Consider the following 15,345-nt stretch of genomic DNA (forward strand, 5'->3'; position numbering starts at 1 on the left):
ACTTACCTTGCTCTCAAGACATTGTCCAAGGTTACGTTTCTGGACGAACTGGATCCACGAATGGCCGAGATTACCCTCACGCCCCGCGCAGCCCGCCGTATCAACGAGATCATGGCCACCGAACCGGCCGGCTCGATGCTGAGAATCAGCGTCAACGGAGGCGGTTGTTCCGGGTTCCAATACGCCTTCGACGTCGAGACCACTCGGCAGGAGGACGACCTTCTGGTGGAGCGGGACGGCGCCTCGGTCCTCGTGGACCAGGTCTCGATCCAGTATATGGACGGCTCGGTCATCGATTTCGTGGACGACCTGATCGGCCAATCCTTCAAGATCGAGAACCCGCATGCGACCGCCTCCTGCGGCTGCGGCACGTCGTTTTCCCTCTAAAATATCCGCACGCGATCCTTTATCGTCGCCCGGCCCGCGCCGCCGGCCGGGCGCGTCGGCGCATCTTCGGGGACCATCATGGGCTTTCTTCACCGTTCGGGCGTGTGCGCCCTGGCCCTCGCGGCGGGCGCCGCAGGCCTGCAATTCGAGCCCGCCTTTCTCCGCGACATGGCTGTCGAAGCGCCTGGCTACCGTGTCTCCGTCGGAGCCCTGAGGGCGCCCCTCTGGAGCGCGGCCTTCGCGCAATCCGCCGACAGCTTCACCCTGGACAATGTCGAGGTCTCCATCGGCACGGCCCGGTTCCAGGCCAAGACCGTGGAGTTCAGCGGCGTAACCACGCCCAGGGCCGAGATCGAGGCCCTCTTCTCGACCGCGACGACCGACCCCCTGGCGACCCGCCTTTCCCGCATCGATGCCACCAAGGTCACGATTCCCGACCTGAAGGTCCAGCAGAATGTCGGAGGCAGGAGCGAAACCGCCACCTACAAGAACGTCGTACTCTCCAACATCCGCCAGGGCCGGATCGCCGAGGCCGTCGCCGGCGCGACCGGCGCCGAGATCGGGGACAGCCAGGATAGGATGGTGGTGAGCTACGGCCGCCTGTCGCTGAGCGACCTCGATGCGCCTGCCTTCGCCCGCCTCTACGAGGTCAAGGAGGCCGCGCCCGGCCCGCTCACGAAGATCTATGGCGCCTTTTCCATCGAGAACCTCGACTTCGTGGACGGGAAGAGCGGAACCCGAGGCCGGATCGCCCACCTCGGCGGCCGGGATTTCATGGCGCGCGGCACGCGGGATTCATGGGCCGGGACGCTCGCGATCCTCACGGAGCTGGCCGACCGGGAAAAGCCCACCGAAGCGGAGCAGAAGCGCCTTTTGACGACCACGGCCGATTTTCTGACCGCTTTCGACATCGGCCAGATCGAGGCGACGGATATCGAGTTCAAGGCCCGGCCCGAGGGCCGCAAGGGAGAGGCAGTCTCGACGATCCGGCGGATGGCCTATGCGAGCGCCAAGAACGGCGCGCCGGCCGACGCCCGGGTGGAGGGCATGGAAGTCCGCCAGGATGACGGCCGCATCGGCATCGAGACTATCGCGTTCACGGGCTTCTCGTTCGCGTCCACCTTCGAGACGCTGAAGAACCTCGGCGACAAGCCCCTCAAGGACCTCGACGCCTCGACCCTGCGCGGCCTCGCGCCGACCCTCGGCACGATGCGGATCGCCGGAATCCATATCGACGTCCCCGGCACGACCACCAAGACCAACGGCTTCGACCGCGTGAAGGCGAGCCTGAAATCCTTCGAGGTCACGGCTGGCGAGCCCCTGAACGCTATTCCCACCACCCTCAGCGTCGGGCTGAACAACTTCGCCATGGACCTGCCCGAACGCAGCACGGACGAAGGAATCCGGACCCTGACGGATATGGGCTACCGGGCGCTCGACCTTTCCATGGGCCTCGCGGCCCGCTGGAAGGAGGATACGCAGGAGCTCGCGCTTCAGGACGTGTCCGTGCAGGGACAGGATATGGGCCGCATCGCCCTGACCGGGACCCTCTCTGAAGTCGGCCGGGACGTCTTCAACCCGGACACAGCCCTCGCGACGGTCGCGCTGATCGGAGCCCGCGCGAAGGAGCTGCGCCTCACGGTCGAGAATGGCGGCCTCTTCGACCGCTATCTCGCCCAGGCCGCCAAGGAGCAGAAGACATCCCCCGAAGCGTTGCGCCGCACCTATGCGGCCGGCGCCGCCATGGTCGTGCCGACCGTGCTCGGCAGCTCCCCCCAGGCCAAGACCCTAAGCCAGGCGATCTCCCGCTTCATCGCCAAGCCCGGCCGCCTCACCGTAACGGCGCGGGCCAAAGACCCGTCCGGCCTCGGCATCGCCGACCTGGTCGCAGCCAGCGACCCATCCTCCGTGGTCGAACGGCTCGACATCGCGGCGAGCGCGGAATAGCGGGGCGGCTTCTACTGTCATTCCGGGGCGCCGCAGGCGAGCCCGGAACCTACAGCCGCTGACGGTACAGGATAAGGCGCAGCGGTTATCATTAGCTTTGTTTTGGGATGCTGGTGTTTATGGGTTCCGGGTTCCGCTGCGCGGCCCCGGAATGACGCGGGAGGTGCCGACCTGCTCTCCTGCCCACGGATTCCGAGTGTTCTCGGGAAGCACCAACGGGCTCTCCTCCCCCTTGTGGGGAGGAGGTGGAGGTGGGGGTGTTGGCTCTGAACTGAATCCAGCTTAGCGCCCACACCCCCACCCTTAATCCCTCCCCACAAGGGGGAGGGAATTCTGTGGTGCCAGGCTGCTACCGCCCACAGGTCCACTCTTGTCCAGCCATCCACGCCTTCTCCGTCGGGTGTCGCAAAAACAAAAATCCCCGGCGCAAGGCCGGGGATGATGTGAAACGGACGAACTGGGTCGGTCAGGCCGACACAGACTCCTGCTCGGCTGCCTGCGCCTCCACGACCGCGATCGCCGTGAGGTTGACGATGCCGCGCGCCGTTACGGACGGGGTCAGGATATGGGCAGGCTTGGCCGGGCCGATGAGGATCGGGCCCACGGGCAGGGAATCGGCCAGCATCTTGGTGAACTGGAACGCCACGTTGGCGGCGTCGAGATTCGGCATGATCAGCACGTTCGCCTCGCCCTTGAGCCGCGAGGTCGGGTTGACCCGGTCACGGATCGTCTGGGACAGGGCCGCATCCGCCTGCATCTCGCCATCCACTTCGAGATCGGGCGCCCGCTCGTTGATGCAGGCGAGTGCCTCGCGCATCTTGAGCGCAGAGCGCGTATCCGCCGCGCCGAAATCCGAATGGGACAGGAGCGCGATCTTCGGCTCTAGGCCGAAGCGCCGCACGTGGCTGGCGCAGGCGATCGTCATGTCGGCGATCTCCTCGGCGTTCGGATCGGGCTGCACATGGGTGTCGGCCAGGAAATAGGCGCCCTTCGATGTGATCACCAGCGACAGGGCCGCCATTTCGTGGACGCCGGGCGCGAAGCCGATGATGTCCTTGATATGCTTGAGGCGCGACTGGAACCGGCCTTCCAGGCCGCAGATCAGCGCATCCGCGTCCCCTCGCCTGACGGCGAGCGCGCCGATCACGGTGGAATTGGTACGCACCAGGGTCTTGGCGGCGTCCGGCGTAATGCCCTTGCGCCCCGCCGCTTCCACGTAGGTCGCCACGTAATCCCGGTAGCGCGGATCGTCCTCGGGGTTCACCAGGTCGAAATCCCGGCCGATTTCCATGGACAGGCCGAAGCGCTTGATGCGCGTCTCGACCACGTTCGGACGGCCGATGAGGATCGGCTTGGCAAGCCCCTCCTCGACGATCACCTGGACGGCCCGCAGAACCCGCTCGTCCTCGCCCTCGGCGTAGATGACGCGCTTCGGGTCCTCCTTCGCCTTCGAGAAGATCGGCTTCATGATGAAGCCGGAGCGGAAGACGAAGCGGGTGAGTGAGTCCGCATAGGCCTCCAGGTCCGCGAGGGGCCGGGTGGCGACGCCGCTCTCCATGGCGGCCTTCGCGACGGCGGGTGCGATGCGCAGGATGAGGCGCGGATCGAACGGACTCGGAATGAGCGACTTGCGGCCGAACGGATGGGCCTCGCCCCCATAGGCGCGGGCCACCACCTCGGACGGGGCCTCGCGGGCGAGCCCGGCAATGGCCTTCACGGCCGCGGCCTTCATCTCCTCGTTGATGGTCGTCGCGCCAACATCAAGCGCGCCGCGGAAGATGTACGGGAAGCACAGGACGTTGTTGACCTGGTTTGGATAATCCGAGCGCCCGGTGCAGATCATGGCGTCCGGCCGCACGGCCTCCGCCTCCTCGGGCATGATCTCCGGGTAGGGATTGGCGAGCGCGAGGATCAGCGGACGGGGCGCCATCTTTTCCAGGAGGGCGGGCTTGAGCACGCCGCCGGCCGAGAGGCCGAGGAAGACGTCCGCATCCGGGATCACGTCCGCCAGGGTGCGCGCATCCGTCTTCTGGGCATAGACCGACTTCCACCGATCCATGAGTTCGTTGCGTCCTTCGTGGACGACGCCCTCGATGTCCGTAACCCAGATGTTCTCGCGCTTCGCGCCGAGCGAAACCAGCAGGTTGAGGCAGGCGAGCGCCGCGGCGCCGGCGCCGGACGTGACGATCTTCACCTCATCGAGGCGCTTGCCGGCGAGTTCCAGGGCATTCGTCACGGCCGCCGCCACGATGATGGCGGTGCCGTGCTGGTCATCGTGGAAGACCGGGATGCCCATGCGGGCCTTGAGCTGCTCCTCGACCTCGAAGCATTCAGGCGCCTTGATGTCCTCGAGGTTGATGCCCCCGAAGGTGGGCTCCAGCGCAGCGATCACCTCGACGAGCTTGTCCACGCGCTTTTCGGCCACCTCGATGTCGAACACGTCGATGCCGGAGAACTTCTTGAACAGGACGGCCTTGCCCTCCATCACGGGCTTCGAGGCCAGCGGGCCGATATCGCCCAGGCCAAGCACGGCCGTGCCGTTGGAGATGACCGCGACGAGGTTCTGCCGCAACGTAAGGTTAGCAGCTTCGGACGGATCGGCCGCAATGACCTCGCAGGGCGCCGCGACCCCGGGCGAATAGGCCAGCGCAAGGTCGCGCTGGTTGCCGAGGGGCTTGGTCGGCTGGATCTCGAGCTTTCCCGGACGCGGGTTGCGGTGATAGAAGATCGCTCCCGTTTTCAGATCCTGCGAGATGTTTTCAGCCATCCCCTACGCTCCTCACGCCAACGCGCATCGTTTCAAGTGGCCGCACTTGTGCTCGCCTTGCCTGTCCGCGTCAACGCTCTTGTCCGCAGGTGAGCCTTGCAGATGAGACTTCGCCATCGCATCAAGAACTGGCGCAACCCGCACAACCAGACACGGCTGCATCTCGCACGCCTGGCGACCCGTTATGGCTTCGAGATCGGCGAGTTCTCCTACGGCCGGCCCAAGGTGCGCTTTCCGGAATCGGGCAAGAAGCTCACCATCGGGCGCTATTGCTCCTTTGCCGACAAGGTCGAGATCCTGCTCGGCGGCAACCACCGCACGGATTGGGGCACGACCTACCCGTTCTCGGCCCTGCGCGAGCTCTGGCCCACGGCGCCGCAGACCCAGGATTACCACACCTCCCGGGGGGACGTGACCATCGGGCACGATGTGTGGCTGGGCTCCGGCGCGATCATCATGTCGGGCGTGACGGTCGGCCATGGGGCCGTGATCGCCGCCCAGGCGGTGGTGACGAAGGACGTGCCGCCCTATGCCATCGTGGGCGGCAACCCCGCGAAGGTGATCCGCTACCGGTTCGACGAGGCGACGATCCAGGGGCTTCTTGAATCGGCCTGGTGGGACCTGCCGCGGGAGCGGATCGCGGTCCTCATCCCGCTCCTTCAGAGCGACCGGGTGCGGGAACTGATCGCCGCCGTCAAGGTGCTGCAGGCTCAATCGTCTTGATGGTCCGGCGCCCGAGGGCCTTGGCCTTGATGGCGAGCGCCGGCTTCTCGACCCCGTACCAGGACAGGGCCGCCACGAGCAGGGCCAGGACCAGGGAGGGCCCGAGCAGGACGACCGCTGCCGTCGCCGGGAACAGGGTATGGAGCGCCTGCTGCAGCGGCCAGCCGTAGAGGTAGGTCCCGTAGGACAGGTCGGCCTTAGGCTCCCAGGACAGGCGCGTCGCCAGAGGCGCGAGCGCCAGCCAGATCACTCCATAAGCGGAGGTCAGGAAGAGCAGCGTCTTGTAGAGGAATGAGCCGTGGGCGAGCGCGGTCGCGGCCACAAGGGCGACGAGCAGCCATCCGGACAGGCGGGCGCGGCTGCGCCACACATAGAGCGCACCGCCGAAGGCAAAGATCAGCGGCAGGCGGAGCGCCGTCTCCAGGCCCTTGGGCGCATCGGGATGAAGGAGGTCGAGAGCTGCGAGCGCCACCGCGAGGCCCGCGACCAGCGCCAGGGCCGCGCCCCTGGCCCGCAGGAGGCCCACGAGCCCGAGCGCCAGCACGCCCACGTAGCACAGAACCTCGTATTTCAGGGTCCAGACCGTCCCCATGGGGAACCGGAACGGATTGCCGTCGAAGACGCCGGGCAGCGCGATGTTGCTCTTGAAGCTCGTCAGGGTCGCGGTGATGAACCGCCTGAGCCCGTCGCTCTGGAGGTACTCGGCCAGCGGCAGGCGGGTTATGGCGCCGCCGAGGAGGAGCGAGACCGCCAGGGTCGCGACGATGAGCCCCGGCGCGATGCGCAGGGCCCGGGCCGTCACATAGTCCCGCCAGCCGCGCCGGTCGAAGCTCATGGTGACGAGGAAGCCCGAGATGGCGAAGAACCCGTTCACGGCGTGCTCGCCCAGGGTGAACCCGGTCCAGGCGGTGAGCGGCTCGTCCATGATCTCACCGGTCGTGACGCTGAAGGCGTGGGACACCACCACGGCCAGGGCGAGAGCCAAGCGGATCAGCGTGAAGTTGTTCCTCTCCTGCCCGAGAGCGGTGGAGAGCGTCGGCGCCTCGCCGAGGAAGGCCGGCATTCTCATGACAATCCCTCCTGGCTCAGGGCATCACGGCCGCGCATGAAGGCCCAGGCCCCGGCCGCCGATCCGCCATAGCGCTCGATCAGGCTGCGCCGGAAGGTCAGGCAGGCCAAAAGGGTCTTCAGGGCATTGACGGCGAACATGGACGGCGCCGGGTTCGGCAGCCCGTATTTGCGGCTCACATAGGCGCGCGACCAAGCCTGGTGCCAGCGGGACCGGAAGACGAGGCCGGGCCTGCGCCCGCTGGAGCGCCCTCGCCCGTGCCGCACCACGGCCTGCGGCACATAGACCAGAGATCGGCCCGAATCCTCGATCCGCCGGCAGAGGTCGTCGTCCTCGTAGAACAGGAAGATCTTTTCGTCGAAGCCGCCGAGTTCGAGAAAGACGTCGCGGCGCATGAGGAAGCAGGCGCCCGAGAAGAACGGCGCGCAGGCCTCGCCCTCCGGAAGCACGAGTCTGCCGGCCGGATTGGGAAGGCGCTTCGCCAGGAGCGAGCGCGGCTGGAAGAAGACCCGCCCGCTGGGTTCGACGATCTGCGGCGCCAGGAGGCCCGCATCGGGATGGCGCCGCGCGGCGTCCAGAAGGGCCGCCACGGCCCCTTCCTCGACGGTCACGTCCGGATTGACGATGAGGACGAATTCCGTCCCGGCTGCCCGGACCCCGGCATTGTTGGCGCGGCCATAGCCCTCGTTGCGGGCCTGGCGGACGACTTTCGCGCTCATCCGCTCGGCAAGCGCGACGCTCTCGTCCACTGAGGCGTTGTCCACGACAATGACGGGCACGCCCTCGACCCGCAGCGCATCGAGGCATTCGGGCAGCGCATGGGCGCTGTCGAAGGCGACGACGATGGCGGTGACCACGGGCGCGTCCCGGTCGCGAGAGCCGCGGCTCATTTCTCCGGCAGGTTCAGCCGGATATGGAGCTCGCGGAGCTGCTTGGGCGTCACCTCGGAGGGCGCGCCGAGAAGCAGGTCCTCGGCCTTCTGGTTCATCGGGAAGAGCGTGATCTCGCGCAGGTTCTGGGCGCCGCAGAGCAGCATCACGATGCGGTCGATGCCCGCCGCCATGCCGCCGTGGGGCGGCGCGCCGTACTGGAAGGCGCGATACATGCCGCCGAACCGCTCCATGACCTCCTTCTCGCCGTAGCCAGCGATCTCGAAGGCCTTCACCATCCGGTCGGGACGGTGGTTGCGGATCGAGCCCGAGGCCATCTCGTAGCCGTTGCAGACCATGTCGTACTGGAGCGCCGTGATCTTCAGGATCCGGTCCTTTTCGGCCGGATCGAGCGCCATGAACGCCTCATGGTCCATATCGGCCATGGAGAAGGGGTTGTGCGAGAAGTCGATCTTCTTCTCGTCCTCGTTCCACTCGTATTGCGGGAAGTCGGTGATCCAGCAGAAGGCGAACTGGTTCTTGTCACCGAGGCCCAGCTCGTCGCCGACGCGCACGCGCGCCTTGCCGGCGAGCGCGGCCGCCTTGTCCTCGACGCCGGCCGAGAAGAACACCGCGTCGCCCGCCTTGAGGCCGGTCTTCTCGCGGATGACCGCCTGGGCGGCCTCGGGAATGAACTTGGCGATCGGCCCCTTGCCGGTCACCTGCCCGCCTTCTTCGTCGAACACGATATAGCCGAGGCCCGGTGCGCCCTCGGAGCGCGCCCAGTCGTTCAGCTTGTCGAAGAACGAGCGCGGCTGCGCGGCGGCACCCGGCGCCGGGATGGCGCGCACGACGCCGCCGGACTTGATGACGTTCTTGAAGGCGTTGAACGTCACGTCCTCGCGGGTGAACACCTCGGACACGTCGGCGATGACGAGCGGGTTGCGCAGGTCCGGCTTGTCCGAGCCGTATTTCAGCATGGCCTCGAAGAACGGGATCCGCGGGAAGATTTCGGTCACCGGCCGCCCGTCTGCGAATTCCTTGAAGGTGTCGCGGACCACGGGCTCCATGGTGCGGAACACGTCCTCCTGCGTGACGAAGCTCATCTCCACGTCGAGCTGGTAGAACTCGCCCGGCAGACGGTCGGCGCGCGGATCCTCGTCGCGGAAGCAGGGCGCAATCTGGAAGTACCGGTCGAAGCCGGAGATCATGATCAGCTGTTTGAACTGCTGGGGCGCCTGCGGCAGCGCATAGAACTGGCCGGGATGGATGCGCGACGGCACCAGGAAGTCGCGGGCGCCCTCGGGCGACGAGGCCGTGAGAATCGGCGTCGTGAACTCGAAGAAGCCGCTCTCCTTCATGCGTCGGCGTAAGGAGTCGACGATGGCGCCGCGCTTCATGATGTTGTTGTGCAGCTTCTCCCGGCGCAGGTCGAGATAGCGGTACTTGAGCCGGGTCTCCTCCGGATATTCCTGCTCGCCGAAGACCGGCAGCGGCAGCTCGTCCGCGGGGCCGAGCACCTCCATGTCGGTGATGTAGACCTCGACCATGCCGGTGGGCAGGTCGGGATTCTCGGTCCCGGCGGGGCGCTTGCGCACCTTGCCGTCGATCCGCACCACCCACTCGGACCGGACGGTCTCAGCCAGCCTGAAGGCCGGCGAATCCGGATCCGCCACGCATTGGGTGAGGCCGTAATGGTCACGCAGGTCGATGAAGAGCACCCCGCCATGGTCGCGGATGCGGTGAACCCAGCCGGACAGACGGGCCGTCTGGCCGACATCGGATTCGCGCAGAGCGCCGCAGGTGTGGGAGCGATAACGGTGCATAGGGGCGGACATGGAAGCCTGCATCAAGGAGCGGTTCGGATCAAAGGCGCAACATTCATGCGCGCCCCGGGATGTCAAGGCGGAACGGTCATTTCTCGCCGCCAAGTTCGGTCGGCGGGGGATAGTGCTGGAGGTGCGGCCTCGCTCTCCTTTTCGGATCTTGGGTGTTCGCGGGAAGCACGATCCAGCCTTCCTCCCCACAAGGAGGAGGGAAATCCGTCGTGCCACCCCCGTCATTCCGGGGCCGCGCAGCGGAGCCTGGAACCCATAAACACCAGTGTCTCGGAATTGAGAGCCGCGAGAGCCGCTGCGTTCTATTCGTGAAGCTCAGCGGTTATGGGTTCCGGGCTCGCACCTGAAGGTGCGCCCCGGAATGACGACGGAGGTGCTTCTCCCCTCCTTTGTAGAGAGGCGAAAGGGCAGTGCCTCCTCCATCCTAGCCGGCCCGACCCCGGCCAAAAATCACCGCCGACATGCCCTCTGATTCTTGCAGAACAAAGCATGAATCACCATATCCCGTCTATGATTCCCGCTCACGTCACATCCCTGCTGAGGCCACCCCGGAACGCTCCCGTCGAGGAGCGGACGGAGGGTGCATGGCGCGTCTATCCCATGGAGGGCGCGCTGGAGCTTCACTATACGGATCAGGCCGGCAACCCGAGCCGGCGCTGGATCATCGCGCGCGAGCTGAAGGTCGGCCCCGGCAAGACTCTTCTCGGCGGAATCGACATGGCCGACGATGGCTACAGGGGCTTCCGGGCCGACCGGATCGAGCGGCTTATCGATGCGGAGACCGGCCTCGTGGTGGACCGCAACATCATCGACTGGCTGATCAAGCGCGCCGAACGTCAGGCCAAGGAACGGAAGAAAATCCAGGATCGGCCGTAAGTCGGGGGTCGCGAGATCGCCAAGCTTGGGCTAAAACGGCCTTTATGGACTTGATCTCTACGACAGACGCCCTCCGCCAGGCCTGCGAGCGCCTCGCCGCCCATCCGTTCGTGACCGTCGATACGGAATTCCTGCGCGAGACCACTTATTACCCCAGGCTCTGCCTGATCCAGATGGCTGGGCCCGATCCGGCCGACGCCGTGCTGGTCGACCCGCTGGCGCCCGACATGGACCTGGCGCCCTTCATGGCCCTCATGGCGGACCGGAATGTCGTGAAGGTCTTTCACTCGGCGCGCCAGGACCTGGAAATCGTCTGGAATCTCGGGCAGATCGTGCCCGAGCCCCTGTTCGACACCCAGGTGGCCGCCATGGTGTGCGGCTACGGTGATTCCGTATCCTACGAGCAGCTCGCCAACGACCTCGCCAAGGCGCGTATCGACAAGTCCTCCCGCTTCACCGACTGGTCCCGCCGCCCCCTGACGGACGCCCAGCTTACCTATGCGCTCTCGGATGTCACCCATCTGGTGAAAGTCTACGAGGCCCTGGCGGCCCAGCTTGAAAAGAACGGCCGGCTCGCCTGGCTCGACGAGGAGATGGCGATCCTCTCATCGCCCGAGACCTATCAGGCCGACCCGGAAAATGCCTGGAAACGCCTCGCCGGACGCCTGCGCAAGTCCAAGGAAGTGGCGGTGCTCATGGAGGTGGCGGCCTGGCGCGAGCGTGAGGCCCAGAGCCGCGACGTGCCGCGCGGGCGCATCCTGAAGGACGATGCCCTCATCGATCTCGCCGTATCGGCTCCCCGCAGCGTGGAAGCCCTGGGCCGCCTGCGCACCATTCCCAACGGTTTCGAGCGCTCCCGCACCGGGGCCGACATCCTGGAGGCGGTTTCCCGCGGCCTCGCCCGCGACCCCGCGACCGTGCCCATGCCCGAACGCAGCCGCGGCCGCGGCAATACGGGCGCCGTGGTCGACCTCCTGAAGGTGCTGCTCAAGGCGGTCGCCGAGGAGGAGGGCGTGGCCCCCAAGATCATCGCCACGGTGGACGACCTCGAGGCCATCGCCGAAAACGATATGGCGGATGTTACACCCCTGCACGGATGGCGTCGCGCCCTCTTCGGCGAGAAAGCCCTGGCGCTCAAGAACGGCCAGCTCGGCCTCGTGCTGGAGCGGGGGCGGGTGAAGATGCGGGAGATTTCAGCCCCGTAATAAATTTTTTGATACTTCGTTGCAGTAACATTACGGTGTGAGGGACTTATGAGGTCGCTCGCCCGTGATATTCTTTGCCCGCATCTTCATGGCTACTCTTGCCATGACCACCCTCCCCTCTGCGGTTTTCTCGGCCGATAAGTTCCACCAGCGCTTCAGGAGTGAGGCGATCGCGCTTTTCCATGAAGCGCTTGCGGACTACGGCGGAAGGTACGAGCAATGCGAGCTTCCCCGAGAGTGGCAGGAAACGGGTATATCGTCGTCCGATCTGCGGAGGTACTTGGGAGAACGGCCAAAGAGAAGCCTATCGGCCCCGTACCTCACAATCAAACCGGCCGACGTTCTGGACCCTAAAGGCGAAAAGCCGGAAGCTTTCTGCAGCGAAGAGGAGGCCGATGCCAGGAGCCAGGCTTTTGTGAAGTCCTATCAGGGCGCTGCTGGAATAGGAGAAAAGAAGCCGAACGGCCCTCACCTCCTCACCACGTTGCGACGCATTACGTTGGGTTTTCCCGTTTTCAACTCCCGCTTCACGCGCGCCGTCATTTTCAGGACAAGGAGCGAGTTGAGCATGGTGTCTCCGCGTAATGCCAGTGCCCTACGACCTCTGCCCGAACTTACGGTATGGATCGAGATCTATCGCAAGAACAAGGGCAAGTGGGACTTGCACGCGTACCATCTCTTGGGAATCACTTGAATCGGCATATGCCTCATGGATGGCGGTCGCGCAGTCCAGCCTTAAGGATGAGTGACGATACCGCCATAACATCGGTCCAAATTAGACCAGACCTTTGAGGCGCAGGAGACCAAGGGCCGCAACCGTTGCGGCGTCCTTGATTGTGCCGTTCGCGATCATCGACAGCACCTCGTCGAGCGGAAAGGCCCGGCTGATCATGTCCTGCTCGGTCGCCTCCCGGCATGTCTCGCCCTGCGTGAGGCCCTGGGCCAGGTAGATATGGAAGCCCTGTTCGGAATACCCGTAGCATTCGAAGAGATGCCCCACATGCCGCATGGTCGCGGCCGTCAGGCCCGTTTCCTCGCGCAGCTCGGCACGGGCGAGATCCTCCGGATCCGTGTCGGGAGCGCCTTCCCATGACCCTTGCGGCAGCTCCCAGTACCTTCCTTTAACCGGATACCGGAACTGCTCGACGAGATGGACAAGACCGTTCTCGATGGGAGCGATGACGGCGAAATCCGTTTTCTCGACGACGCCGTAGATGCCGGGCGTCCCATCCTGTCGGACGATGGCGTCCTCGCGGACCCGCATCCAGCGGTTCTCGTAGACGATCCGCGTCGCAGTGGTCTCGATGTCCGGCACGATGTGCCTCCCATCCTGGTTCGTTCAGGATAAAATCCTGCCCCGACAAAGACTTGGCCGGGACGATGCCCGGCCATGCCTGTCTCTCGAACTCGACTTGTCGGGTTCTTACCGCCCGAAGATCCCCTTGAAGAACTGGGCGATCTTGTTGTGCTTCTTCTTGCGGTCCACGTCGGCCTGGCTCTTGACCCAGGCGATCTGGACTACCCGGCGCTCGCCCACGAAGGGCCGGTGGCCGTGCCAGGAATTGTCGGAGCGCAGGAACGCGAACATGGTGCCCATGGTCGGCGGGACTTCCATGGCGTAGGGCTCGAAGTTCTGGCCGTCGTAGAGCACCCGCAGGCGGCCGCCGTCGCCCTGGTTCCAGTCGTCGTTCATGTAGACGAGCATGGTCATGACCTTGGAGGGGCCGTCCGTATGGATCGCGCCGTATTTCGGCTGCGAGCGCTTCATGATGGTGGTGAGGCGCGGATACTGGTGCAGATCCACGCCGAACTTCTTGGACAGTTCCTCGGTCAGCTCCGGGCCTTCCAGCTCTTCGATCAGGGTCTTGAAGCGGCCGTGAAGCTTTACCTCGTCCACCGTGAGGTAGCCGGGCTTCTCGATGTCCGGGAAGTCGCGCCGAAGGTCGTCGATGACGTCCGCCTTGAGAATGTTCTCCGTCAGCAGGAAGTCGTAAGGATCCTTGGATGTCTTGGCATTGCGGACGGCATTCAGATCGATTGTTTGCATGGAGGACTCCCTGGCCACGAAGCCCGATTTTCTACCCCAGTTAGAATAAAACGTCACCTCCCGCCCGGAAATCCGCCTCCCGGGGCGGGCCGTCACAGGATCTCGATGACCGGCTCCATGTTGAGGAGCTTCGCCAGGGCCTTGACCCGGCCCACCAGGCGCTCGTTGGCGAGGTCCGCCCGGTGGCCGGGCAGTTGCAGCACGACGCTCCGCCCCCGGGCGACCAGCGGGGTCTGCGGCAGGACGCCTTCCATCGCGACCGAAACCGGATAGGCCACCCGCATCATGGCGGCGAGCAGGCGGGCCCGCTCCATGAGCCTAGGCCCTGCGAGCGCGACGATCCGCGAGCCAACCTTGTCGGGCGAGAGCCCCTCGTGGCGGAAGAAGATCGACAGCGCCAGATAGGCTCGTCCCGGATGGTCGAGGCCCACGAAGGCGCCGTAGGCGATGAGGTTGAGGCTCTGCTCGCCCCGGTAGTCTGGATGGGCCCGCCAGCCGATATCGGCGAGCAGGCAGCCCGCATGGCGCAGGCGCTGTTCGTATTCGGTCTCCGGCAGTCCGACGGAATCGATGAAGCGGCTCGTCCACTCCCACAGCTCAACCCCGTGACGGGGCGAGCGGGAGCGCAGGAGGTTGAGGTCCCCCGCGGCCCGCAGGAGCGGGTCGAACTGGCGCTTCTCATCGTCGAGCTTGTCGTAGAGCAGACCTTCGCGGACGCCGAGCGCCGAGATGGCGATTTCCCGCGGGGCACCGAGGCGGATGATCTCCTCCAGCAAAATCGCCCCGTAGGCCAGGAGCGGCCGGCGCGCTTCGGAGACGCTCTCGATATCCTTGAGGGTCTTCGCGTCGGCTTCCTCGATCAGATGGAGGAAATCCATGCTGTCCCGCGGATCGACGATGTAGTTGTGCATCACGTGGAGTGGGTAATCGGTCACGGCCTGATGCAGCCGGGCCAGGGCGCGCCAGGTTCCGCCCACCGCATAGAAGGTGCGGCCCTGGAGGCTTTCGAGCTGTCCGGCCGCCCGCTCCAGGGAGGAGCGAACGATCTTCTGGGCCTTCTTGGTGGAGCCGCCGCTCAGGTCCTGAAGGGCGAGGCCGCCGAGGCGCATGGTGACCCCCTCGCCGACCTGGTTCCCCTTCACGTCCACGAGTTCGAGACTGCCGCCGCCCATGTCGCCCACGACACCGTCCGGCCTGTAAAAGCCCGATACCACCCCATAGGCCGAGAACTGCGCCTCCCTGGCGCCCGACAGAAGCTCGATCGAACAACCACAGGCGCGCTCCGCCGCCTCGAGAAAAGCGGGGCCGTTGGAGGCATCGCGCGCCGCGGCCGTGGCGAGCACGTAGATGTCCGACACGTCCATGGTGTCGCACAGCACCCGGAAGCGGGCGAGCGCGCGCAGGGCGCGCTCCACCGCGTCCTCGTCGAGCTTTCCGGTAGTGGCCACGTGGCGGCCGAGGCCGCAGAGCACCTTCTCATTGTAAATCGGCGTCGGCGCCCGGGACACGCCCTCATAGGCGACGAGACGGACCGAGTTCGATCCGATGTCGATGATGGCGACGGGGCGGCCGATCTTGAGCCGCCCCTGCGCCTCGCTGCGCTCGACGAGCACCATC

Annotated in this window: 13 protein-coding genes; 6 read left to right on the forward strand and 7 right to left on the reverse strand. The window is 65.7% G+C overall.

Annotated features, from left to right (window positions below; genetic code table 11):
• The first annotated feature begins 60 nt into the window (after positions 1–60).
• Complete coding sequence (gene erpA / locus C4E04_RS12405) at positions 61–387, forward strand: iron-sulfur cluster insertion protein ErpA (RefSeq protein WP_109597803.1); 327 nt, start codon at positions 61–63, stop codon at positions 385–387.
• A 78-nt stretch (positions 388–465) separates the two neighbouring features.
• Positions 466–2,334: a hypothetical protein gene (locus C4E04_RS12410; protein ID WP_109597804.1), complete on the forward strand. Its 1,869-nt coding sequence runs from the start codon at positions 466–468 to the stop codon at positions 2,332–2,334.
• Positions 2,335–2,800: 466 nt separating this feature from the next.
• On the opposite strand, the gene C4E04_RS12415 is transcribed toward C4E04_RS12410, so the two are convergent.
• Positions 2,801–5,101, reverse strand: coding sequence for an NADP-dependent malic enzyme (locus C4E04_RS12415; protein WP_109597806.1), 2,301 nt, complete (start codon positions 5,099–5,101; stop codon positions 2,801–2,803).
• Between the two features lie 102 nt (positions 5,102–5,203).
• Between C4E04_RS12415 and C4E04_RS12420 the strand changes: the two genes are divergently transcribed.
• Positions 5,204–5,824: a CatB-related O-acetyltransferase gene (locus C4E04_RS12420; RefSeq protein WP_109597807.1), complete on the forward strand. Its 621-nt coding sequence runs from the start codon at positions 5,204–5,206 to the stop codon at positions 5,822–5,824.
• Here the strand turns inward: C4E04_RS12420 and C4E04_RS12425 are convergent.
• The 3 genes from C4E04_RS12425 to aspS are packed head-to-tail and all read right to left on the reverse strand — an operon-like array spanning position 5,796 to position 9,588.
• On the reverse strand, positions 5,796–6,887 hold the full coding sequence (locus C4E04_RS12425) for an acyltransferase (RefSeq protein WP_109597808.1): 1,092 nt from the start codon (positions 6,885–6,887) through the stop codon (positions 5,796–5,798). The two genes, C4E04_RS12420 and C4E04_RS12425, sit on opposite strands and share 29 nt — an antisense overlap.
• Before the next feature lie 2 nt (positions 6,888–6,889).
• On the reverse strand, positions 6,890–7,783 hold the full coding sequence (locus tag C4E04_RS12430) for a glycosyltransferase family 2 protein (RefSeq protein WP_109597809.1): 894 nt from the start codon (positions 7,781–7,783) through the stop codon (positions 6,890–6,892).
• Positions 7,780–9,588 carry an aspartate--tRNA ligase gene (gene aspS / locus C4E04_RS12435; protein WP_109601081.1) on the reverse strand — a complete coding sequence of 603 codons (1,809 nt, stop codon included), beginning with the start codon at positions 9,586–9,588 and terminating at the stop codon, positions 7,780–7,782. Before aspS ends, C4E04_RS12430 begins: the two co-directional genes overlap by 4 nt.
• Before the next feature lie 501 nt (positions 9,589–10,089).
• On the opposite strand from aspS, the gene C4E04_RS12440 reads away from it, so the two are divergent.
• The 3 genes from C4E04_RS12440 (at position 10,090) to C4E04_RS12450 (ending at position 12,375) form a co-directional block, all read left to right on the forward strand.
• Positions 10,090–10,476, forward strand: a complete 387-nt coding sequence (locus tag C4E04_RS12440) for a hypothetical protein (RefSeq protein ID WP_245416095.1) — start codon at positions 10,090–10,092, stop codon at positions 10,474–10,476.
• A 44-nt stretch (positions 10,477–10,520) separates the two neighbouring features.
• Positions 10,521–11,681, forward strand: coding sequence for a ribonuclease D (gene rnd / locus C4E04_RS12445; protein ID WP_109597812.1), 1,161 nt, complete (start codon positions 10,521–10,523; stop codon positions 11,679–11,681).
• A gap of 103 nt (positions 11,682–11,784) precedes the next feature.
• The gene (locus C4E04_RS12450; RefSeq protein ID WP_162559380.1) at positions 11,785–12,375 is read left to right on the forward strand and encodes a hypothetical protein; all 591 of its coding nucleotides are present in this window, start codon (positions 11,785–11,787) and stop codon (positions 12,373–12,375) included.
• Positions 12,376–12,456: 81 nt separating this feature from the next.
• On the opposite strand, the gene C4E04_RS12455 is transcribed toward C4E04_RS12450, so the two are convergent.
• The 3 genes from C4E04_RS12455 to ppx all read right to left on the reverse strand — a co-directional run bounded on the left by C4E04_RS12455 (position 12,457) and on the right by ppx (position 15,344).
• A complete protein-coding gene (locus tag C4E04_RS12455) occupies positions 12,457–12,996 on the reverse strand; it encodes an NUDIX hydrolase (protein WP_109597814.1) in 540 nt (179 codons plus the stop codon).
• 108 nt (positions 12,997–13,104) lie between these two features.
• Positions 13,105–13,728 (reverse strand): 2OG-Fe(II) oxygenase, encoded by a 624-nt coding sequence (locus tag C4E04_RS12460; protein ID WP_109597815.1) that lies wholly within the window; start codon positions 13,726–13,728, stop codon positions 13,105–13,107.
• A 92-nt stretch (positions 13,729–13,820) separates the two neighbouring features.
• Positions 13,821–15,344 carry an exopolyphosphatase gene (ppx, locus tag C4E04_RS12465; protein WP_109597816.1) on the reverse strand — a complete coding sequence of 508 codons (1,524 nt, stop codon included), beginning with the start codon at positions 15,342–15,344 and terminating at the stop codon, positions 13,821–13,823.
• Between the last annotated feature and the right edge of the window lies 1 nt (position 15,345).

It is taken from the genome of Microvirga sp. 17 mud 1-3 (assembly GCF_003151255.1).
Taxonomy (GTDB): Bacteria; Pseudomonadota; Alphaproteobacteria; order Rhizobiales; family Beijerinckiaceae; genus Microvirga.

Bases quoted from the DNA above. Each gene is read 5' to 3' on its own strand.
- aspS (WP_109601081.1), bottom strand. From the start codon at position 9,588: ATGCACCGTTATCGCTCCCACACCTGCGGCGCTCTGCGCGAATCCGAT.
- C4E04_RS12430 (WP_109597809.1), bottom strand. From the start codon at position 7,783: ATGAGCCGCGGCTCTCGCGACCGGGACGCGCCCGTGGTCACCGCCATC.
- C4E04_RS12440 (WP_245416095.1), top strand. From the start codon at position 10,090: ATGAATCACCATATCCCGTCTATGATTCCCGCTCACGTCACATCCCTG.
- C4E04_RS12460 (WP_109597815.1), bottom strand. From the start codon at position 13,728: ATGCAAACAATCGATCTGAATGCCGTCCGCAATGCCAAGACATCCAAG.
- C4E04_RS12410 (WP_109597804.1), top strand. From the start codon at position 466: ATGGGCTTTCTTCACCGTTCGGGCGTGTGCGCCCTGGCCCTCGCGGCG.
- C4E04_RS12425 (WP_109597808.1), bottom strand. From the start codon at position 6,887: ATGCCGGCCTTCCTCGGCGAGGCGCCGACGCTCTCCACCGCTCTCGGG.
- rnd (WP_109597812.1), top strand. From the start codon at position 10,521: ATGGACTTGATCTCTACGACAGACGCCCTCCGCCAGGCCTGCGAGCGC.
- C4E04_RS12420 (WP_109597807.1), top strand. From the start codon at position 5,204: ATGAGACTTCGCCATCGCATCAAGAACTGGCGCAACCCGCACAACCAG.
- erpA (WP_109597803.1), top strand. From the start codon at position 61: ATGGCCGAGATTACCCTCACGCCCCGCGCAGCCCGCCGTATCAACGAG.
- C4E04_RS12450 (WP_162559380.1), top strand. From the start codon at position 11,785: ATGACCACCCTCCCCTCTGCGGTTTTCTCGGCCGATAAGTTCCACCAG.
- C4E04_RS12415 (WP_109597806.1), bottom strand. From the start codon at position 5,101: ATGGCTGAAAACATCTCGCAGGATCTGAAAACGGGAGCGATCTTCTAT.
- ppx (WP_109597816.1), bottom strand. From the start codon at position 15,344: ATGGTGCTCGTCGAGCGCAGCGAGGCGCAGGGGCGGCTCAAGATCGGC.